Annotated in this window: 19 protein-coding genes; 17 read left to right on the top strand and 2 right to left on the bottom strand. The window is 53.8% G+C overall.

Annotated elements, in window-relative coordinates:
• Window positions 1-28: 28 nt before the first annotated feature.
• On the bottom strand, window positions 29-637 hold the full coding sequence (locus QMO62_RS02430; RefSeq protein ID WP_284638485.1) for a transglutaminase-like domain-containing protein: 609 nt from the start codon (window positions 635-637) through the stop codon (window positions 29-31).
• A gap of 233 nt (window positions 638-870) precedes the next feature.
• Between QMO62_RS02430 and speB (QMO62_RS02435) the strand changes: the two genes are divergently transcribed.
• The gene (gene speB / locus QMO62_RS02435; RefSeq protein ID WP_284638487.1) at window positions 871-1,854 is read left to right on the top strand and encodes an agmatinase; all 984 of its coding nucleotides are present in this window, start codon (window positions 871-873) and stop codon (window positions 1,852-1,854) included.
• A 62-nt stretch (window positions 1,855-1,916) separates the two neighbouring features.
• Here speB (QMO62_RS02435) and QMO62_RS02440 read toward each other — a convergent pair whose 3' ends face one another.
• On the bottom strand, window positions 1,917-2,501 hold the full coding sequence (locus tag QMO62_RS02440; protein WP_284638488.1) for an ANTAR domain-containing response regulator: 585 nt from the start codon (window positions 2,499-2,501) through the stop codon (window positions 1,917-1,919).
• A 312-nt stretch (window positions 2,502-2,813) separates the two neighbouring features.
• On the opposite strand from QMO62_RS02440, the gene speB (QMO62_RS02445) reads away from it, so the two are divergent.
• From speB (QMO62_RS02445) to QMO62_RS02520, 16 genes are all read left to right on the top strand, one after another.
• The gene (gene speB / locus QMO62_RS02445) at window positions 2,814-3,800 is read left to right on the top strand and encodes an agmatinase (protein ID WP_284638490.1); all 987 of its coding nucleotides are present in this window, start codon (window positions 2,814-2,816) and stop codon (window positions 3,798-3,800) included.
• 23 nt (window positions 3,801-3,823) lie between these two features.
• Window positions 3,824-5,458, top strand: coding sequence for an ABC transporter substrate-binding protein (locus QMO62_RS02450; RefSeq protein ID WP_284638493.1), 1,635 nt, complete (start codon window positions 3,824-3,826; stop codon window positions 5,456-5,458).
• A gap of 21 nt (window positions 5,459-5,479) precedes the next feature.
• Window positions 5,480-6,445 carry an ABC transporter ATP-binding protein gene (locus tag QMO62_RS02455; RefSeq protein WP_284638494.1) on the top strand — a complete coding sequence of 322 codons (966 nt, stop codon included), beginning with the start codon at window positions 5,480-5,482 and terminating at the stop codon, window positions 6,443-6,445.
• Window positions 6,446-6,473: 28 nt separating this feature from the next.
• Window positions 6,474-7,484: an ABC transporter ATP-binding protein gene (locus QMO62_RS02460; RefSeq protein WP_284638495.1), complete on the top strand. Its 1,011-nt coding sequence runs from the start codon at window positions 6,474-6,476 to the stop codon at window positions 7,482-7,484.
• Complete coding sequence (locus QMO62_RS02465; protein WP_284638496.1) at window positions 7,477-8,427, top strand: ABC transporter permease; 951 nt, start codon at window positions 7,477-7,479, stop codon at window positions 8,425-8,427. The genes QMO62_RS02460 and QMO62_RS02465 overlap by 8 nt, the downstream gene beginning before the upstream one ends.
• Before the next feature lie 24 nt (window positions 8,428-8,451).
• Complete coding sequence (gene opp4C, locus QMO62_RS02470; protein WP_284638498.1) at window positions 8,452-9,381, top strand: oligopeptide ABC transporter permease; 930 nt, start codon at window positions 8,452-8,454, stop codon at window positions 9,379-9,381.
• Between the two features lie 51 nt (window positions 9,382-9,432).
• Window positions 9,433-10,713: an MFS transporter gene (locus QMO62_RS02475; RefSeq protein WP_284638500.1), complete on the top strand. Its 1,281-nt coding sequence runs from the start codon at window positions 9,433-9,435 to the stop codon at window positions 10,711-10,713.
• Window positions 10,714-10,902: 189 nt separating this feature from the next.
• The gene (locus tag QMO62_RS02480; RefSeq protein WP_284638502.1) at window positions 10,903-12,234 is read left to right on the top strand and encodes an ABC transporter substrate-binding protein; all 1,332 of its coding nucleotides are present in this window, start codon (window positions 10,903-10,905) and stop codon (window positions 12,232-12,234) included.
• Between the two features lie 1,042 nt (window positions 12,235-13,276).
• Entirely contained in the window at window positions 13,277-14,293 is a 1,017-nt protein-coding gene (locus QMO62_RS02485; RefSeq protein WP_284638504.1) for an NAD-dependent epimerase/dehydratase family protein, read from the top strand.
• Window position 14,294: 1 nt separating this feature from the next.
• Window positions 14,295-15,374, top strand: a complete 1,080-nt coding sequence (locus QMO62_RS02490) for a dihydrodipicolinate synthase family protein (RefSeq protein ID WP_284638505.1) — start codon at window positions 14,295-14,297, stop codon at window positions 15,372-15,374.
• A gap of 6 nt (window positions 15,375-15,380) precedes the next feature.
• A complete protein-coding gene (sdaAB, locus tag QMO62_RS02495) occupies window positions 15,381-16,049 on the top strand; it encodes an L-serine ammonia-lyase, iron-sulfur-dependent subunit beta (protein ID WP_284638506.1) in 669 nt (222 codons plus the stop codon).
• A gap of 13 nt (window positions 16,050-16,062) precedes the next feature.
• Window positions 16,063-16,995 (top strand): L-serine ammonia-lyase, iron-sulfur-dependent, subunit alpha, encoded by a 933-nt coding sequence (gene sdaAA, locus QMO62_RS02500; RefSeq protein ID WP_284638509.1) that lies wholly within the window; start codon window positions 16,063-16,065, stop codon window positions 16,993-16,995.
• Window positions 16,970-18,169, top strand: coding sequence for a M20 metallopeptidase family protein (locus QMO62_RS02505; protein ID WP_284638511.1), 1,200 nt, complete (start codon window positions 16,970-16,972; stop codon window positions 18,167-18,169). Before sdaAA ends, QMO62_RS02505 begins: the two co-directional genes overlap by 26 nt.
• A gap of 30 nt (window positions 18,170-18,199) precedes the next feature.
• Window positions 18,200-19,540 carry a hypothetical protein gene (locus QMO62_RS02510; protein ID WP_284638518.1) on the top strand — a complete coding sequence of 447 codons (1,341 nt, stop codon included), beginning with the start codon at window positions 18,200-18,202 and terminating at the stop codon, window positions 19,538-19,540.
• 170 nt (window positions 19,541-19,710) lie between these two features.
• Window positions 19,711-20,217 carry a TRAP transporter small permease gene (locus tag QMO62_RS02515; RefSeq protein WP_284638520.1) on the top strand — a complete coding sequence of 169 codons (507 nt, stop codon included), beginning with the start codon at window positions 19,711-19,713 and terminating at the stop codon, window positions 20,215-20,217.
• Window positions 20,217-21,512 carry a TRAP transporter large permease gene (locus QMO62_RS02520; protein ID WP_284638521.1) on the top strand — a complete coding sequence of 432 codons (1,296 nt, stop codon included), beginning with the start codon at window positions 20,217-20,219 and terminating at the stop codon, window positions 21,510-21,512. Before QMO62_RS02515 ends, QMO62_RS02520 begins: the two co-directional genes overlap by 1 nt.
• The last annotated feature ends 82 nt before the right edge of the window (window positions 21,513-21,594 follow it).

The following is a 21,594-nucleotide window of genomic DNA, read 5'->3' on the forward strand; positions in this document are numbered from 1 at the left end:
CCCGGCCGGGATCAGTCGGAGAAGCCTGTTACAGCTCCGCCGGCAGATGGTATCGATACATTTCTATGCAATCCGTGTTGGTCCGAAGCGCATGCATGGTTTTGGCGTTGGGCTTGCTATAGATCGTAGGATAATCCACCTCGTTATAGTGGGTGCGGACCGGAAAAGCCAATTGCTCGGCATGAATCGAAAATTGTGAGTTGATCCCTTCCTTGTTGCCGCGGGCGTCCAGCCGAATCCAGCGCTTCTCCGAAGCTAAATAAACGGCGTTCAATGCATGAATGCAATAACCGGTATCCGGCGTATCTCCGATAGTTAGCTTCTGGTAGCAAAAGCCGGTCGGAATGCCCTGAAGTCGAAGCAGGGCGGCGAGCAGATTTGATTTGGCATAGCATATCCCCTCGCGGTGCTGCAGTACTTCGGACGCTTTTCGCGTAATGCGCCTGCTCTGTATATCCCAAGAGTGGTCAATGTCGTCCCTTACGAACTCAAAAATGCTTTGGATGACGTCGAGCTCATCTGTTCGACCCTGAACCAGCTGGGGCAGCAGTCCCTTGATGTCCGCATGCTGCCAATCAAGCTCTTCCGTTTCCGCTAGGTAGTCCTGTACGTTGTTCGATTCACAAATCAGCTTCATGGGTGTGCACCTCACTTGTGTATAGTTTATGTAATATAATATAACATATATCACAAAGAGTATTGATAATTCCAAATTCTTATGTTATATTAAATCACGTATTAATAACGTAATTGAATCATTCGGGTTTGTCAACGGTGACATGACTCGAGTCGGCAATGGGGCCGCCTTCTTATCGCATAAGAGGGTGGCCATTTTTTATCTTCAGCCAAATTGCGAAGGAGCTGTTGTTCATGTACCGTCCGTTATTCGAAAAGGGAACGCCTGGCTTTGCCGGGATCCGCACCTTTATGCATCTGCCGCATGTTCAAGAACTTGACCAGGTTGATTATGCCGTTATCGGCAATCCGTTCGATACGGGAGCGAGCTATGCGGTAGGGACGCGGTTCGGCCCTTCCGCGATTCGCGAAATGTCTCAGCGCATCCGCCCGACCAACCCGGCCCAAGGAATTGATATCAGCGAATATTTATCCGGTATTGACTACGGCGATTTGACGGTGTTTCCCGGGTATATCGAACAAACTTACGAAATTATTCAAGAACAGCTAAAGCCGATTTATGATAAGGGGATTGTGCCGATCATTCTAGGGGGAGATCATTCCATCTCTTACCCTCATGTGAAGGCGGCGGCGGAAAAGTACGGCCCCATCAGTCTTGTCCATTTTGATTCCCATTCGGATGCATGGAAGCATATCGACGAGAAAAGGAAGTTCGGTCACGGCAGCATGTTCTGGCACGGAGCCAAGGAAGGCTGGATCGATACCGGCAGCTCGATCCAAATGGGGATGAGAGGAACCTCCAGCTTGACGCATTACGATGAGACTAGAGAGCTCGGGTTTGAGCTTCTGACAACGGATGACGTGAAAAAGCTGAGCGCAGATGAGCTGTGCAGCCGAATCAAGGAAAGGGTAGGCGACAAGCCGGTTTTTCTGACGTTTGACATTGACTTTCTTGATCCTGTGTTCGCTCCCGGAACGGGGACTCCGGAGGTAGGCGGCTTTACCACCTACGAAGCGCTGCAGATGATCCGGGGGCTTGCCGGGATTCGTCTGATAGGCTGCGATCTTGTCGAGGTTTTGCCAGACCGCGATCCGACGAAGGTGACTGCGCTGAATGCCGCTTATCTCGCTTTTGAATTCATCACACTGCTCGCATTGTATCGCCGCAGTGAACTGGAGGCCGGAGGTATAAAACAATCAGCCGCGGCCCAAGAATAAATCGCAGCAAGGAGAAGCACCCGCTTTCCGGTTTAACGGAAGGCGGGTGCTTTAATTATAGCTTATATTTTTCTTTGCCTAGCATCGTGCTCGGGTTTCGTGCTTAATCGGCTGGTTGTGATCACGGCATCGGCAATGTCAATGAGTTTTCTTCTTTCGCTCATGGCTTGGTTGCGCATCATCTCGTAAGCCTTAGCTTCGCTAATGTTATTGGAGTTGCTGATGATGGCTTTTGCTTGATCTATGCGCTTGCGCTCCTCGAATTTGCTGGAAAGGAAGGTGTACTCCCGCTCAAGGTAAATGCGATGCTCATAATTTTTGAGGCCTACGAGAAGCGACCACTGCAATTCGATTTGATTCATTCCGCAGAACAGCATCCCGTCAATCTTCTGGTACGGCGCAGTGGTGACAGGCTTTTGCTCCTCACACCACCAAAAGACGGGAAGCGCGAAATGCTGGTTCGCCTCCTGCAGCCACTTCTTGAGCCGGCAGGCGGGAACATCGAGGACGATCAGCTCGAATCGGACGGGGCCGAGGGTGCTCAGCAATTCAGCTGGAATGGATTTGACCCTGTGACCCAATTCCTTTAATTGTTGCCCCACGTTGCACTTGGTTGTCGGGATATCATGAATATGCAGGATCTTCATAATCATCATCACCTCAAGGATGGAATGTAGAACGGGGATTATATGTTAGTTAATATAACATATACAACAGATAATTCAATATTATGTTAGATAAATGTCAACTAAAAGTCAAAATCACTTAATTTTCAGAAAATTAATGTAATATATATTGACATAAACGTTGGAGTACACTAAACTAATAATCAAACAACTGCAAATTTACAATCACGCTGAATGCGATGACTTGTATAGGCAATGGGGCCGATTCTGAAAATCAGAACGGCCCCTGTTTGTTTTCTAGAGACAAAAAAATGGGATGGAGTGTGAGTGGTTATGTATCGTCCGCAAATTGAAATGGGTAAGCCGCTGTTTTCCGGAATTCATACGTTTATGCATCTTCCTCATGTGCAAACAGTAGAGAATGTGGATTTTGCCGTCATTGGCGTTCCCTTCGATACGGGAGTCAGCTATGCCGTAGGCGCAAGGTTCGGTCCGTCAGCCATACGGACCATGTCCCAGAGAATTCGTCCGATTTCGCCGGTTCACAATATCGACATCTCTGAATATTTATCCGGAATCGATTATGGAGATCTTCGGGTGCACCCGGGATATATCGAGCAATCTTATGAAGTCATTGAAGAACAACTGACGCCGATATTTGAAGCGGGGATCGTACCGATCCTGCTGGGAGGGGACCATTCGATTTCTCTACCGCATCTGAGAGCTGCTGCGAAGAAGCATGGACCGGTTTGTCTGGTGCACTTTGACTCCCACTCCGATACAGGCCGATCGAAATTCCCGGAACGCATGTGGTCGCACGGTGCCGTTTTCAGCTATGCGGTGGATGAAGGGTTAATCGATGCCGAGCATTCCATCCAAATGGGGATGAGAGGAAGCTCCTTCAAAGCGAACAATCTGGAGGATGCCAGAGCGATGGGCTTTGAAGTCCTAACTACGGATGACGTTAGGGAACTGACTATACCGGAGCTGTGCGACAAGGTGAAGCAGAAGGTCGGCGACCGCCCTGTATTCCTGACCTTCGATATTGATTTCCTTGATCCGGTTTTTGCACCGGGAACGGGGACTCCGGAGGTCGGCGGCTTCAATACCTACGAGGCTCAGAAAATGCTCCGCGGCTTGGCCGGCTTGAATTTTATCGGCTTCGACCTGGTCGAGGTGCTTCCTGATCGCGATACGAATCAGATTACTGCCCTGAATGCTGCGAACATCGCCTTCGAATTCGTATGCCTGCTGGCTGTGAGACGGCGTCTTGAGCAAGCGGCGGCAGAAGACGCCGAATCCGCAATGCCGGCTCTATAAATCCAAAAAGGGGGAAACGTACTATGAAATCACTTTATCGAAGCTTGGCGGTCAGCTCCATCGTATGTGCGCTCCTGGTGGCAGGGTGCAGCGCTTCGAAGAAATCGACAGAAGAGAACCAGGCCCAAGGCCAAGGCGCTGCCGGCCCTGCACAGCTCGCCATCGGGATTACGAATCCCCCGCTCATGTTCAATCCGATCGATTCCGACGGCAGCGGCTCCAGCGGAGCTGTGTTCACCTATCGCTACTTTTTCGACTCGCTTGTCAAAACGGTAGGTCCGCTCGACTTCCAAATGATGCTGGCGGAATCGTTCACCACCAAGGATAACCAAATCTTTAGCATCGCGATCCATCCGGAGGCGAAGTGGACGGACGGCAAGCCGGTTACGGCGCACGATATTGAATTTACCCTGAATCTGATCGCGAACCCGAAGACGATCACCACCCTTCGCAGCTCGATCTTCGCTCTGGATGGCTTGAATGAGAAAGGCATGCTGGCGGAGGGAGAAGGCAAAGTCAGCTCGGTCAAGGTGATCGACGACAAGCACCTGGAGATCAAAACGAAGAAGCCGGTGGATCCCAACCTGATCTATGAAAGGTTCTCCGACATTCTCATTGTTCCCAAACACATATTGGAGAACGTCGCACCCGCTCAGCTGAACCAGAATCCGTTCTGGAGAAATCCGAATGTCACCTCCGGCGCTTATAAGTTTGTCAAGTACGAGAACAAGGCTTACGTCGAGCTCGAAGCGAACAAGGACTATTATCGGGGAGCCCCGAAGATCGAGAAGGTGTTTATCAAAATCATGCCGGCCGCCAATATTGTGGCACAGCTTCAGTCCGGCGAGCTCGACATGAATGCTGCCCAAGGCGTGGGCAATATTCCCGCAGCCGAGTGGAAGACCGTGAAGGCGATCCCGAACCTGACGACCAAGGAGGAGCCGACAAGGCGTTATAACTCCATCGAGATCAACACCGAGCGCTTTAAGGACAAAAAGGTGCGGCAAGCGCTGGCCTACGCCATTGATCGTCCGACGATCGTAAAGCAGCTGATGCCGGATGCCGGAGAGCTGCAGAACGGTCCGTATTCGAACTCGCATCCTTACCATGACAAGAATGTCAAAGCGTATGACTATGATCCGGAGAAGGCGAAGCAACTGCTGAAGGAAGCGGGCTTCGACATGGGCAAGCCGATCGAATTGATCGTACCGACGGGCGATCGGACCCGAGAAATGGCCGGCAATATCATTCAGCAAAACTTCCAGGCGATCGGGCTTCAGGTGAAGCAGGTCAACTTCGACTTTCCGACGACGGTATCCAGGCTGGTGAAGGGTGATTTCGATCTTGCGCTCAGCAGCTTCGGAAGCATTATGGATCCGGACGGTCCCGCGAACGTGTACCGCTCTACAGCTGCATTGAACGATATGCGGTTCAAAAACGCCCGTGTTGATGAGCTGTTTAACCTGGGGATGAGTGAAACCGACAAGGATAAACGCTTCGCCATTTATTCGGAGCTGCAGAATCTGATTCAGGAGGAAGTGCCGCTCATTACGGTATATTCGGAATTCAATCTCATTGCCTTAAACAAGAACGTCAGCGGCAAAGGCGGCGTGACGGACGGCATGCATTACGACGTCAATGCTTGGACGCGTAAGTAACCATCATCAGGAGGTGAGCCGATGAACGAGCTATTGGAGGTCCGCGGATTGCAAACGTCGTTTCGAACGGAGGACGGAGAAGTAACGTCGGTGGATGATGTCAGCTTCTCCTTGAAGCAAGGGGAGACGCTCGGCATTGTAGGCGAATCCGGCTGCGGCAAAAGCGTCACCTCCCTGTCCATCCTGCGCCTGCTTGGCCGTAACGGCTATATCAAGAGCGGCGCCATCGATTTTCAAGGTAAGGATCTAGCGGCCATGTCGGAGAAGGAGCTAATCAAGCTGCGGGGCAAGGATATCGCCATGATTTTTCAGGATCCGATGTCCTCCCTGAATCCCGTGTATACGATCGGCAACCAGCTCACGGAAACGATCCGCCTCCACCTTCGCATGAGTGCCAAAGAAGCGTTCAGCCATGCCGTCGGCTTGCTGAAGGAGGTCGGCTTCCCTAGGGCGGAGGAGCTCATGAAGCAGTACCCGCATACGCTGTCCGGCGGGATGAAGCAGCGTGTCATGATCGCAATGGCCTTGGCCTGCAATCCGAAGCTGCTCATTGCCGACGAACCGACAACGGCGCTGGATGTAACGATTCAAGCACAAATTCTGGAGCTGATGAAGAAAATCAGAGGCACCCATCAGACGTCCATTATGCTGATCACGCATGACCTTGGCGTCGTGGCGGAAATGGCGGACCGGATCATCGTTATGTATGCCGGTCAGGTAGTGGAGGAAGCCGAGGTTCACGAGCTGTTCGACCGCCCGATGCACCCGTATACGGTAGGTCTGATGGGTTCCATCCCGCATGTGGAGCTGGAAGAGGAGGAGCTTCGGTCGATTCCGGGCTCCGTACCCTCCTTGCGCAGTATGCCGGCCGGGTGCCGGTATCAGACGAGATGCACCTTCGCGTCGGAGCGGTGTAAGGAGCCCCCGCCGCTTAGAGAGCATACCCAAGGGCATAAGGTTCGCTGTTGGTTTCCCGTAGTGGGGTAAGGGAAGAAGAAGGAAAGGGGGAATTGCCATGGTAGAGCCTCTCTTAAAGCTGGAAGGGGTAAAGAAGCATTATCCGATTAAAAAAGGGGTATTCTCCCGGACCGTCGGCAGCATTAAAGCCGTAGACGGAATCGACTTAAGCATTTATCCTGGGGAAACCGTGGGGCTTGTCGGAGAGTCCGGCTGCGGGAAATCCACGCTAGGGCGAAGCATTATTCGCCTGGAGGATGTGTCGGAAGGAAGCATTTGGTTTCAGGACAACGATGTGGCTCGAATGAACCTTAAGGAAATGCGGAAGCTTCGAACCGATCTGCAGATGATTTTCCAGGACCCGTATTCGTCGCTGAATCCTCGTAAGCGCATCGCGGATCTAATGACGGAGCCGATGCAGGTTCTGCTGGGGGTTAGCGAGGCGGAGGCGATTCGGATTGCTTCAGAGTTAATGGAGGTCGTCGGCTTGCCGGCACAGAGCTTGGGCAAATACCCGCACGAATTCTCCGGCGGTCAGCGCCAACGCATCGGCATAGCTCGAGCGGTAGCCCTGCGGCCGAAGATGATCGTCTGCGATGAGCCGGTATCGGCGCTCGATGTATCGATTCAGGCACAAATTTTGAATCTGCTGAAGCAGCTGCAGAAGCAGTACCGCCTTACGTACTTGTTTATCGGTCACGGGCTTGGAGCCGTGAAGTATATGAGCGATCGCATCGCGGTCATGTATTTGGGCAAAATCGTCGAGATTGCGCCGACCAAGCAAATTTTCTCGGCGCCGAAGCATCCGTACACCAAGGCATTGCTTGATGCGTATCCCGTCCCCAATCCCCATATGCGCAATAAGAAAAAGATCGTGCTGGAAGGCGACGTTCCGAGTCCGGCGAATCCTCCGGCGGGCTGCCGCTTTCATACTCGATGTCCGGTGGCCCAAAGCGCCTGCAGGCAAATCGAGCCTGTCTTAAGCGGTGAGGGGGGCCATCTCTCCGCCTGCCATTTTCCGATGAACGATACGGCCTTGTCTGAGACTGGAGGGGCAGCCTATGCTTAACTATATGATTCGAAGATTGCTTATTGCCATTCCTGTGCTGCTGGGCGTCACGTTTTTGAATTTCATTATAATTAATTTGGCGCCCGGGGATCCCGTGGATATGTATGTGAATCCCGACGTCTCGGAGGCGGATAAGCAAATCCGCAGAGAGGCGCTGGGATTGAACGATCCCTTTATGCTCCGCTATGTTAAGTGGCTGCTGAACCTGGCCCATGGAGACCTAGGGCATTCGTTCAGCTCGTTCCAGCCGGTCGCCGATTTGATCAGTGAGCGCGTAGCACCGACCCTGCTTCTCATGGGCACCTCCATTGTCATCGGCTATGTCATTGCCATTCCAATCGGTATTTATTGCGCGGTGAAGGCGAATTCCAAGTTTGACTATCTGATGTCCGCCGGATCTTTCCTCGGCGTCTCCACACCCAGCTTTTTTCTCGGGCTAGGCTTGATCTATGTGTTCGGTGTTCTGCTGGGTATATTGCCGACCGGCGGCATGCACACGATGGGGAAGGACGGAGGCTTCTGGGATACGGTATTGCATCTCGCTCTGCCGGCCATCACGCTAGGCACATCCATTGCGGGGGGCATGGTTCGTTACGTCCGATCCAGTGTGCTTGAGGTGCTCGGCCAGGATTATTTGCGGACCGCTCGCGCCAAGGGCTTGGGAGAATTTCTGGTCGTCAATAAGCATGCGCTGAAGAATGCTCTCATTCCCGTCATTACCATTGCCGGACTTGATATTCCGATACTGATCGGCGGCGCCGTCATCACGGAAAGCATTTTCCAGTGGAACGGCATGGGTCAGCTGACGATCCAGGCGATACTATCCCGGGATTTTCCGTTATTGATGGGAGTGAATATGCTGGCTGCTCTCACCGTTCTGACGGCGAACCTATGGTCGGATATTATGTATGCCGTTGTAGACCCGCGTATTAAGTATAGTTAATGAAACGGAAGGAGGAGATGAACGATGTCTTCCATTGACGTACAAAATGAACTACATGCCTCAGGCACGGTTTCCTTGCTTAGGGAGAAGTCCGAGGTGTTCGTATCCGACAGCTACACAAAAATTATTATGAGGAGGTTTGCCAAACACCGAATGGCCGTGGCTGGCCTCATCGCTCTGACGCTGCTGATCCTTGTAGGGATCTTCGCTCCGTGGCTGGCTCCCTATGATCCGAACGCCATCGGAAATGCCTTCACGGCCGCTCCCTCGTTGGAGCACTGGCTTGGTACGGATCAGGTCGGGCGGGACGTATTAAGCCGATTAATATACGCAACGCGTGTGTCGTTGACGGTAGGAATCGTGACGGTGGCGCTTTACGTGGTGATCGGAGCTGTCATCGGGGCTGTTGCGGGCTACCTCGGGGGCTGGTTCGATATGGTAGTCAACCGGGTTATGGATGTGTTTATGTCGTTCCCGCAGCTCATGGTCATTTTGGTGCTGGTGACTGTACTTGGAACAGGCTTATCGAATATAATCATCGTATTGGCATTGCTGGGATGGCCATCGGTGGCTAGGCTGGTGCGGGGTAGTGTGCTGTCTCTTCGCCAAACGGAGTTTGTCAAAGCCGGTATTGCACTTGGACTTAGCACGCCCAGATTGGTCTTCGGGCATATTCTTCCGAACGCGATGGGACCGCTCCTAGTTAATGCGACGTTCGGTGCGGCTGCCGCCATTTTATCGGAATCGTCCCTTAGCTTTCTCGGTATGGGCGTACAGCCCCCCACAGCCAGCTGGGGGAATATGCTCAATGCCGCCCAATCGATTACGGCTTTGACCAGCCAGCCTTGGCTTTGGATTCCTCCGGGCCTCATCATCATTATTTCCGTACTGTCCATTAATTTTATCGGCGACGGCATCCGTGATGCCATGGATCCCAAGAAAATCAATGCTTAACGGCATAGGGAGGAAGTCCCTCCCCATTCTACATTAAAGCGGTGGATACTCATGAGATATAATAACCGTTTGGCGCTTGCAGCTACGCGTATATTCGGCGGTTTTCCCCGAGATGCGCTATTTTTTTTGCTGGCGAGCTTCGTTAACTCCACTGGAAAAGCGGTCATGTGGCCTTTAACGACGTTATATGTGCACAATGTGATGGGCAAATCGTACGGGGAAGCGGGACTTATCATCTTGTATCAGGCGTTGTTCAGTGTCATCGGGGAGTTCGTCGGCGGCAACCTGTATTACAGGGTCGGACCCAAGAAGATGATCTCCGGCTCCTTCCTCGTTTCGGCAATCTGTCTATACGCCATTGCAATGACTAGCAGCTGGCCGTTGTACATTGCGCTTGTATGCATGGTCGGCTTCGTGAACGGTATTGCGATGCCATCCATTTCGGCTTATATCGGCTTTCGGTGGAAGGAGCACCGGCGCAGGCTTTATAACGTCATGTATGTATGCAATAACTTCGGGCTCTCGATCGGCGCAATGGTAGGCGGGCTGGTCGCTTCCGTGTCCTTTTCCTTGACCTACGTGCTGACGGCAACAACGACTCTATCGTTTGCCTGTTTCCTTTTTTTCTTTATGAAGGAGGTTCAGACGTCGGAGGATGGTGCCGAGGAGAGCGGTTCACCGAAGGGAAGCCAGACAGGGCCGGTCCGGCTCAATCGCATGGAGCTGCTCGGCAATGTAAGGCTGTACTTGTTCGTCTCTATCGGCTCGATGTTTTTCTGGCTGTCCTTCACGCAGTGGGCGAACGGCGTGGCTCCCTACATTGAGGAAAAAGGCCTCGACCTGAAGTTTTACAGCCTGCTCTGGACGGTGAACGGACTGGTCATTCTTTTGGCGCAGCCGTTTACAAGCTGGATCAAACGCAGATTTGCCCAGGACATCGTTCATCAAATGCTGGTGAGCGCGATATTCACCGTCACGGCCTTCGCATTCATCCTTTTCTTCCATGATGAATATGTTTATCTGGTGATCGGCATGATTCTGGCAACGCTGGGTGAGATGATGCTGCTGCCGACGATACCGACCTTTTTGTCCGAGAAAACGGGCCGCAACGCCCCGTTCTACATGGGACTGGCAGGCGGCTTCGCCAATGTAGGACGAATGATCGGACCTTTGCTGTTCGGCTACTCCTATGATCTGTGGGGGATTGACTCCGTCTTTTTCCTCGGGACTCTGGCATCTATAGCAGCGCTCCTGATGTTCTACATTCATTCCAATTTAAATAAGGAGAAGGAGCCACTTCCGAAGGCGAAGGTTCCTTCGCTTCAGCAATAGGGATGAGCCTGCCGGATCGGCAGGCTTGTTTCCTTGTGGGCTCAGTAAACACCGGAATCGAATACAATCCCCCTATAAAGAAGCAGGAATCGCCCCATAGGGTTCGGGAGCCGGACTGCTATAATGTGAAGTAATCGCCAGAAGGTTAGCTTGATATGTGCCGGCGTTACTTCACGAGGGGGAGTCTCGATGCGTAAGAGAAAGGTTTGGTTTGTTTCAACGTTATTGACAGCGCTTGCAATTTCAGGGTGTGCCGCTGGAGGAGCTGATGGAGGCGGCGTGAGCTCGGAGCCGCAGTCGAAGGCTCCGTCCGCTGCGGCTCCGAGCCAGCCCGTAGAGCTTACGGTTTATTCGGCTGGTGGAACGGGGCGCGAGGAATTCGAGAGAAACTTCGCCAGCTACATTACCAAGAAGTTTCCCCATGTCACGATCAAGTACATTAATCCGAGAGACGGGGACGGGAGCAAATTTGAGAATTTGATCGTGGCGGGGACCAATATCGATCTTTATTATGAGTCGATCGGCACCTTCTTCTCCACCCTGCCTAGAAACAACGCTGCATTCGATTTGAGCGATCTGATCAAGAAGCACAATGTCGATCTATCCGCATTCGAGCCTACGCTCATCGATGCGCTGAAGGAGAACGGGAAGGGCCAAATTTGGGGGCTGCCCGTAACAACAAACGGGATGTCGCTCTATTACAACAAAGATATTTTTGATAAATTCAATGTTCCCTATTTGAAGGACGGGATGACCTGGGAGGAGCTCTATGATACGGCCGGCAAGCTGAATCGCTCCGACGGAGGCAAGCAATATGTCGGCCTATCGATCTCGCCAAGCCATAGCATGAGAATGAATCCGTTCTCGGTGCCTTTCGTAGATCCGAAAACCTTGAAATCCACCTTCGACAATGAACAGTGGAGAGAAATATTGAGTCCGATTCTGACCCCGGCGGCGGATTCAAGCTATCAGGCGAAGATTAGCGAGCTGAAGGGCAAGCTCCCTTATTCCGGCGAATGGCTGAAATCGCAGGAGGTGGCGATCTTCGGGGTGTTCTCCGACTGGCAGGTGGTTGGCGCCGATCCCGTGCCTTTCAATTGGGACCTGGCTGCATATCCGACCTACAAGGAGCGACCGGGCGTAGGAAGCCAGCAGTATCCGGTGTACTGGGCGATTCCTTCGTTCTCCCAGCACAAGGATCAAGCGTTCGAGGTATTGAAGTATTTGGTGTCCGAGGAGTATCAGATGGAGCTTTCGAAGCGCGGGGGAATGACGGTGCTGAAGAATCCGGAGATCCAGAAGGCCTTCGGTCAAAACAGCCGCTACAAGGACAAAAACTTGGCCTCCGCCTACTATAACAAATTCGCTCCGATTTCGCCGAAAACGGAGTTTGAGAAAAACGCCGAAAATGCGTTGACAGCAAAGCTGCTGGATTTGGCGATGGGCAAAGTCGATTTGAACACCGCACTTCGAGCGGCCAAGGAAGAGGCGGACAAATCGATTGAATCCGCGAAGAGGTAACGGCTGAACTGAACAGATCCCGCGACGGTATCGTCGTCGGGATTTTTTTTGTTGTTGGGGGAGCGTCGCTAATAGTTTGCAACGGCCTTGCTGGGAAACGTGAGTGCGCAAGTAATCGCAAAAGTGCAACTGTGCAGGCTGGAAGTGTCGCGAACACCGTCTGCAATAGCAGAAATGCGATTATTCGCGTCATTGAGAGCGTGGGAGATGCGATAGAGTGTGTCTACTTTCTAGTCTAGCTCCAAGAGAGCGCAAGTAATAGCAGATATGCAACTGCGCAGGCTAGAAGTGTCGCGAACACCGTCTGCAGTAGCAGAAATGCGATTATTCGCGTCGGAGAGGGCGTGGGAGGTGCGTGAGAGTGCAAGTAATCGCAAAAGTGCAACTGCGAAGGCTGGAAGTGTCGCGAACACCGTCTGCAGTGGCAGAAATGCGATTAGTCGCGTCGGAGAGTGCGTGGGAGGCCATGTGAGAACGAAAGTAATCGCAAATGTGCAACTGCACGGGCTGTAAGTGTCGCGAACACCGTCTGCAGTAGCAGGAAATGCGATTATTCGCGTCATTGAGAGCGTGGGAGATGCGAGAGAGCGCAAGTAATAACAGATATGCAACTGCACAGGCTAGAAGTGTCGCGAACACCGTCTGCAATAGCAAAAATGCGATTGTCCGCGTCGGCGAGGGCGTGGGAGGTGCGAGGAAGCGCAAGTAATCGCAAAAGTGCAACTGCACAGGCTGAAAGTGTCGCGAACACCGTCTGCAATAGCAGAAATGCGATTGTCCGCGTCGGCGAGGGTGTGGGAGGCACGTGAGAGCGCAAGTAATAGCAGATGTGCCACTGTACGAGCTGAAGTCGCCGGACTCACCGCCTGCAATAGGAGAAATGCGATTGCCCGCGTAAAGTGGGAGCGGCAGAGAGATTTGCCAGCGCATCTACGGACAAGCACCACAATTAAAGACAACATAAAGACTTGTCTTTTAATATGAGCGCTGATTATGATGGAGGTAAGGCAAGGATCAACTACATGGCAAAGGTGGATGAACAATGAGAACCGTTCAAGAACTGGAAAAGCAAATGGCAACGCCGTCACCCGAATTAATCAAGGATATCGCTTCGCTGGAAGGAGACATTTTGCTTCTCGGGGTAGGCGGCAAGATGGGACCTACTCTCGCCCAATTGGCAGTCAATGCGATTCGCGAAGCGGGAGTGAACAAACGTGTCATCGGTGCATCCCGTTTCTCTAACGGCACGCTCAAGCAAGAGCTGGAAAGCGCCGGAGTGGAAACGATCGCGGTGGACCTGCTGGACGACCGCCAGCTCCAGGCGCTGCCGGAAGTCGCCAATGTTCTCTACATGGCGGGGAACAAGTTCGGCACCAAGGGCAATGAGCATTTCACCTGGGCGATGAATTCCTATTTGCCGGGCCGTGTGGCGGAGAAGTACCGCAACTCCAGGATCGTTGCATTTTCGACCGGTAATGTGTATCCGTTAACCCCGGTATTCTCCGGAGGAGCATCGGAGGACAACGCAACAGGCCCGATCGGCGAGTATGGGCAATCATGCCTTGGACGGGAACGGGTTTTCGAGCATTTTTCCAGAAAGTACGATATCCCGATGACCATTTACCGTCTGAACTACGCGGTGGATTTACGCTACGGCGTTCTGCTTGAAATTGCCAACTCCGTCTCGTCAGGAAAGCCGATCGACGTAACCATGGGCCACATGAACTGTATTTGGCAAGGAGACGCGAATGAAATTGCCATTCGCGCGTTAACCTTATGCAATACGCCGCCGACCCTTCTCAACGTAACCGGTCCGGAAACGGTACCCCTTCGCTTTGTGGCGAACGAATTCGGCAAGCGGATGGGGAAGGAGCCGGTGTTTACAGGTACGGAGGCGGATACGGCGCTGCTTAGCAATGCGGGCAAATGCCATAAGCTGTTCGGGTATCCGAAGATCAGTCTGCAGCAAATGATCGATTGGGTTGCGGAATGGGTGATGAACGAGGGCGAAACGTGGAATAAGCCTACTCATTTCCAAGAAAGAAAGGGGAACTACTAACATGGACGTCCAAAAGCGTTTAAGTGAGCAAAAGCTTGCGGCACTTCATGAAGGTTTAGCGATCCCAGCGCATCCGCTCGCACTTACGAAGGATCGGAAGCTCGACGAGAAAAGGCAGCGGGCGTTAACGAGATATTACATCGACAGCGGGGCAGGCGGTATTGCCATTGGGGTGCACTCGACCCAGTTCGAAATCCGCAAGCCGGAAATCAACTTATTCGGCAAAGTGCTGGAGCTCGCTGCAGAGGAAATCAATCGCGCGGAGCAGCAGGGATTGAACCGTCCCTTTATCCGGGTTGCCGGCATTTGCGGTCCGTTGGAGCAGGCGCGGGAGGAAGCAGAGCTGGCGGTAAAGCTGGGCTATGACTGCGGACTCCTCAGTATGGGAGGTCTGACCGGATTGTCCGAGGAAGAGCACCTCGATCGTGTGCGGCGGATCGCCGAGATCATGCCGGTCTTCGGTTTTTATCTTCAGCCTTCGGTGGGCGGCCGTACTTTCAGCTACTCGTTCTGGCGTGCCTTCGCTGACATCCCTAATGTGATAGCGATCAAAATGGCGCCCTTCAACAGATATCAGACGCTTGACGTTGTGCGGGCGGTTATGGAATCGAGCCGCAGAGACGAGATCGCACTTTATACGGGCAATGATGACAACATCATCGGCGATCTGCTGACGACCTACCGCTTCCCTGTAAACGGTGAGATTGTCGAGAAAAGGATTGTCGGAGGGTTGCTCGGTCATTGGGCCGTGTGGACTCACCGCGCCGTACAACTACTAGAAGAAATCAAGGCGGAGAGAGCGCGCGGAACCATTTCGTCCGAATGGCTCACGCGCAATGTAGAGGTAACGGATTGCAACGCGGCCTTCTTCGATCCGTCCCACGCCTTCCACGGCTGTATTCCGGGGATCCATGAGGTGCTCCGCAGGCAAGGGCTGCTGGAGGGACGCTGGTGCCTTAACCCGGCGGAGGAGCTTTCCGAAGGGCAGGCCGAGGAAATTACCCGGGTATACGAGGCATACCCGCATTTACATGACGATGCCTTTGTCGCGGCGAACCTAGAGCGCTGGCTCAAGGATTGATGCTTCATGAGGTTCCGCGATGTATTCTCCATCATTGGCCCGGCCATGATCGGTCCGTCCAGCTCGCATACGGCCGGCGCTTTGCGCATAGGCCGGGTGGGCTATCAATTACTTGGGAGTCGCCCGGAGCGGGCTAGAATCACACTGTACGGTTCCTTCGCCGAAACCTATGCGGGACACGGTACGGATCTGGCGCTTATAGGCGGTTTACTCGGCAGAAGCGAGAATGATCCGGGGATTGCGAGAGCGAGGGAGCTGGCTCAAGCGCAGGGGATGGACACGGAATTCATTAAAGCGAAGGCAGCCGCCGAGCATCCGAATACCGTCTCATTACAGCTTCAGAGACTGGAAGAAGGCTTGGAGCTGACGGGGGCATCCATCGGCGGTGGGAATATTGTGATTCGTGAAGTAGACGGGTTTCGCTGCTCCTTCACGGCGGATACTCCAACGCTGCTCATTTATCATTCGGATCGTCCCGGCGTGATTGCGGAGGTGACCCGGCTCTTAAGCTGTGCCTCGGTTAATATTGCCCGCATGAGCCTGGATCGGCAAGGACGTGAAGCGGGGGCGCTGGCCATTCTGGAAACGGATCAAAGGCCCACTCCAAGCTTGCTGAGAGAAATATCGAATGTGGCTCATGTGTCGAAGGTGCGGGAAGTGGACATGAATCGTTAGGGGGCTGCCTGTCATGATGTCTCGCTCTTTATTGGAATGGGTCCGCAGATGTGAGCAGGAGGGGAAGAGCATATCCGAGCTTATGCTGTCGGACCAATGCAAGGAATCCGGGACCACTGCCGATGAAGTAATTGGCCGAATGTCGGAGCTGTATCGGGTAATGAAGGATGCCGTTCATCGCGGTTTGACGGAAAACACGGTTTCCCGCAGCGGTCTGACCGGCCTGGATGCAAAGCGGGTGGCTTCGTACATGCAGCACAACGGCGAGCCGAACGCCGGAACGGATGCCTGCCGCGCCATGACCTATGCGCTTTCCGTATCGGAGGTCAACGCTTCCATGGGCTTGATTGTAGCAACGCCTACGGCGGGCTCCTGCGGAATTATTCCCGGTGTGTTCGTCAGCGCTCAGGAACGTTTCGGCTGGACGGACGAGCAAATGACGATGGGGCTGTTCTGCGCCGGAGGAATCGGTCATGTCATCGCCAATAACTCCTTCATCTCGGGTGCGGAAGGAGGCTGTCAAGCGGAGGTCGGCTCGGCCATCGCCATGGCGGCGGGCGCACTGGTAGAGCTTAGGGGAGGGACCCCGGAGCAGTCGGTCCATGCCGTCGGGCTGGCTCTGAAAAATTCGCTGGGGCTCATCTGCGATCCGGTCGCAGGACTGGTGGAGATTCCTTGTATCGTTCGTAACGGCTTCGGCGCCGTGACGGCTCTGGCGGCTGCAGATATGGCACTAGCGGGGGTGCGAAGCGTCATCCCGGCCGATGAGGTTGTTCAGGTGATGTATGAGGTAGGCAGTGGAATGCCGGAGCAATTCCGGGAAACCGCGAAGGGCGGATTGGCTCAATCCGCTACGGGCAAGGCCATTGCGAAGCAATTATTTTCACAGGAATTCACAGGCGAAGAGGGGGGGAAGCGGCATGAGCACGAATCAGGTGAAGCCTGAGCTCGCTTTTCAGTCCGTGTGGGCTGCAGCAAAGGAACTGGAGAGGGAAATGACGCAGATTCAGCAGGCGCTCCATCAATGGCCTGAGCTTGGGTTTCAGGAGGTGAAGACGGCTGCGCTGATCGCGACGATTCTGAGCGAAGCAGGCTTGGAGGTCAAGCAGGGAATCGGCGGAACCGGGGTTGTCGCCGAATGCCGCGGCAAGCATCCGGGACCGGTGATCGCGCTGAGAGCGGATATGGATGCGCTGCCGATTCAGGAGGAGACCGGCCTTCCCTATCGCTCCCATCGGGAGGGACATATGCATGCCTGCGGGCATGATATTCACACGTCCATTCTCCTAGGAGCGGCCAAAATCGTTCAACGTCATGCCGATAGGCTCGCAGGCACTGTCCGCTTCTTATTCCAGCCGGCTGAGGAACTGAATGCGGGAGCCGCAGCGATGATGGAGGAAGGCGTTCTGGAGGGGGTTAGCGAAATTTATGCCCTTCACAACCTGCCCGGGCTGTCAGCGGGGCAGGTTGCGGTTCGCCACGGCTCCATGATGGCGTCCGTCGACCGGATCGAGATCACCATAACGGGTCGTGGGGGGCATGGCGCCATTCCGGATCAATGCATCGATCCTATCGTTGCCGCTTCCGGTATTGTCAGCGGACTGCAGACCGCCGTGAGCAGGGAGATCTCTCCCTTTGAGTCTGCCGTTGTGACGATCGGAAGCTTTCACGCCGGGGATGCCAACAATGTGATTCCGAGCACTGCTGAGCTTACGGGAACGGTGAGAACCTTCTCGAGCGGGCTGCAAAAGCAAATGCCGGGCAAGCTGGAGCGCATCATTACGCATATCGCCTCAGCTCATGGCTGCCAGGCGGCGCTACGTTATATCCCGCAAACCCCGGTACTTGCCGGCTCTGAGGAGTGTGTGGATAAAGTGAAGCAAACGGCGGCGGCTCTGCTTGGAAGCGATAAGCTTCATGAAGCGGCGCCGACGATGGCCGGCGAGGATTTTGCCAACTACCTTCAGGAGGTGCCCGGTTGTTTATTCTGGCTGGGGTCAGGTACAATAGGGGATACGAATGAAGTGTTTGGGCTGCATCATCCGAAATACAAAGCGGATCAAGCTTGCCTTGTTCCGGGTGCGGCCATGCTGGCATCCTTGGTGCTGCCCAAGACATAGACGTTGTAGCTCAGGGGGTACATGCAACACATGACGGAATCTGATCAGGCTTCCATGACCAAAGGAATTCGAATCGGCTTTATCGGACCTGCTCCTATGATGGCTTTGCTTCGCAAAGCCGCAAGGGGCTTTCCATCCTTCGAGCCGATTTGCCGAATCTATGAGAATGTAAATGAAGCCGTCGAGTTGACCGACGCGCTCGCCGAGGAGGTGGAGGTCATCCTCTACTCCGGGCCGATTGCGTACCAGCTTTGCATCGAACAATGTCATTTGACGATTCCGGTCCATTATATCCCGCTTACAGGGTCCGGATTATACCGTTCCTTATTTCGGATGAACCGGCTCTGGGGGCTTGGTCCCATGTCGGTCGACACTCTGCCGCTGCAGCCGTTCCGCCATGCCTTTCAAGAGCTGGGCGAACGGCTGCCGGAGCTGATCTTCTGCCCCGCACAAGAGCGGATCGATGTAGAGGAAATCAAGAAATTTCATCTCGAGCAGTTTCGCTCGGGACGCTCTCAGGGGGCGCTGACGGCTCTTCGGTCGGTCTATGAGGCGTTAGCGGCTGAGGGCGTTCCCTGCGACTGGGTGCTGCCCACGGAGCAGGATGTGGTCGTATCGCTGGAGAGGGCGCTGCTGTCGACGCAAACCCGACGCAGCAAGGAGTCCCAAATCGTGTTCGGGCTCGTCCAAGTGGACGATTTCCGCAAGGTAGCGGAGAATACAAGGTCCGAGCATGAGTTTCAGCGGGTCAAGCTGGATATTCAAAGGCTGATGCTGGAGTATGTGGAAACCTTGGAGGGCCATATGACGATGGTAGGCGGAGATGAATATTTGTTTGTGACGACTCGCGGCACTTTCGAACGCTTGACGGGAGGGTATAAATATATTCCGTTGGCGCCCAAGAAGCGGATTGGCCATAGCTTGAGCTTTAGCATAGGGATCGGCTTCGGCCGCACGGCGAATGAGGCGGGAACACACGCCAGAACGGCGTTAATCCGGGCGCAGGAAGCGGGGGGCGGCACCTGCTTTATTGTCCGGGAGGACGAGAGCTTACTGGGGCCGATTGAGCTGGGCGAGCCTACTTCCGGCACGATTACGCTGCTGGACGCCGATTTGGTGAAGCGCGCCAAGGAGGCGGGCTTGACGGAAGCGTACTTGAGCAGGCTGGTAAGCTCCGCTTCGCGGGCAGGCAAGAGCGAATATGATGTGCATGAGCTGTCATCCGCGCTCGGCATTACCGTTCGGAGCACCCACCGGCTGATACTGCAATGGGTGGACGCTGATCTGGCGGAGGTTGTGCGCGAAGAGCGCCGCAGCGCCAAAGGAAGGCCTAAGCAGATTATACGGTTTCCATTTTTGACGAATGTGTAAAAAGAGAAAATGCAGCAACCAACCAACATGTCGGAGGTCCGGCATGTTTTTTTGCTTTTACCACCTAAAAATATTACAAAAAGTTCTAAAAACGCTTCCCTTATCGAAGTGAGCCGCAGCTTATACAATACCTATATGAAAGCACTTACAAGATGAAAGGGAGGAAACAGATGAAGAAGCGGATGCAGAAGCTTGCCTTATCGCTGGATTCATTCTTTGAAGGCATTTCGCTTGCGGCGCTATGCGGCATGACGCTGATTGTGATCCTGCAGGTGGTGACGCGCAAGCTGTTCAATTTCGTATTTTTCTGGTCGGAGGAGGTCACGCTTCTGCTGATGGTGTGGTTTTCCTTCATGGGCATATCCATCGGCTTTCGAGAGAAGCTGCATATCGCCATGGATTCGTTCACGAATTTGTTCGGAGCCAGGTTTAACCGGGTGTGGGACAAAATCATCCAGCTGTGCATCTTCGGCTTCGGATTGTTTCTGCTCAGCACAGGCTGGCAATTTACCGTAGACCAATATGCGAATACATTGCCGGCGACCGGCTGGACGAACAGTCTCTACTATGTCGTGATGCCGATTACGGGCTTTATGATTTGCATTTACAGCGCGCTTGCTCTGTTCGGAGTAGATACGAGACGACATCACGGCTTGGAAGAGGAGGTGCCTAGCTAATGGATCCGACGATAGCAACGATCATTCTCGCCGCAAGCTTTGTCCTTATGCTGCTGCTTAGGTTCCCGATCGCGCTGACGATCGCCGGCTCAACGCTGCTGACGGTCATGTACCTGGACATTCCCTGGATTGTCGTAGGCCAGCGCATGGTTCAGGGGATGAATTCCTACTCGCTGCTCGCGATTCCCTTCTTCATTCTCGCAGGTACGATCATGGGTGAAGGGGGCCTGGCCACCCGGCTGATACAGTTCGCCCAGCTCTTCGTCGGTGCCGTGCGCGGCGGACTTGCAATGGTAAACTGTATTGCGTGCCTCTTCTTCGGCAACATCTCCGGGTCGGCCGCAGCGGACGTATCCTCCATCGGCTCCGTCCTCATCCCGGCCATGAAGAAGAAAGGCTATGACGCCGACTATACGGTTGCCGTCACCACCTCCGCGGCAATTCAAGGCGTGGTCGTCCCACCGAGTCATAACATGCTGATCTATTCGCTGGCAGCGGGAGGCGTTTCCGTTTCCGCCCTGTTCCTGGCCGGGATTGTTCCCGGGCTGCTGCTGCTGGCCACACTGATGACCGTTTCCTACCTTATTGCCGTGAAGCGCGGCTATTCGAAAGGCGAGCCGATTCCGCTCAAAGAGGTGCCTCGAATCATCAAGGAAGGCTTTTTGTCACTAATGACGGGAGTGATTATTCTCGGGGGCATTTTCAGCGGCTGGTTTACGGCAACGGAAGCCGGAGCCATCGCCTGCGTGTACGCGTACATTTTGACGTTTTTTGTTTACAAGGACCTCCCGATGGCGCATACTTGGGTCATCTTCAAGAAGACGTTCCGTACGGTCGCTATGGTGCTCTTCCTTATCTCGGCCTCCGATGCGCTCGGGTGGGTGCTGGCTTACCTGAAAATTCCGGCGATGGTCACCGATTTGTTCTTGAGCGTAACGGACAACCCGCTGCTCATTCTGCTCATGATCAACATTCTCCTGCTGCTGCTCGGTGCACCGATGGACATGGCCCCGATGCTGCTTATCATGACGCCGATTTTGCTGCCGGTCGTGACCCAGCTGGGGATGGATCCGGTGCACTTCGGAATCATCATGGTGCTGAACTGCGGGATCGGGCTGATCACGCCTCCCGTAGGGACGGTGCTGTTCATCGGGTGTGCGATAGGCAAGGTGACGGTGGAGCAAGCGACGAAGGCCTCCTGGCCGTTCTTCCTGGCGATGGTGGGGGTACTGTTTCTCATCACCTACGTGCCGGGACTGGTCATGTGGCTGCCGGATCTCATTTTGAATAAATAGGCTGAGCAATAAGGATATGGATTCCTAAAAAAGTTACAAAAAAATATAAAATGACTCCTGTTCCGGGGTAAAGCGCTTTCAT

The sequence above is a fragment of the Paenibacillus silviterrae genome, assembly GCF_030167925.1.
Taxonomy (GTDB): domain Bacteria; phylum Bacillota; class Bacilli; order Paenibacillales; family NBRC-103111; genus Paenibacillus_G; species Paenibacillus_G silviterrae.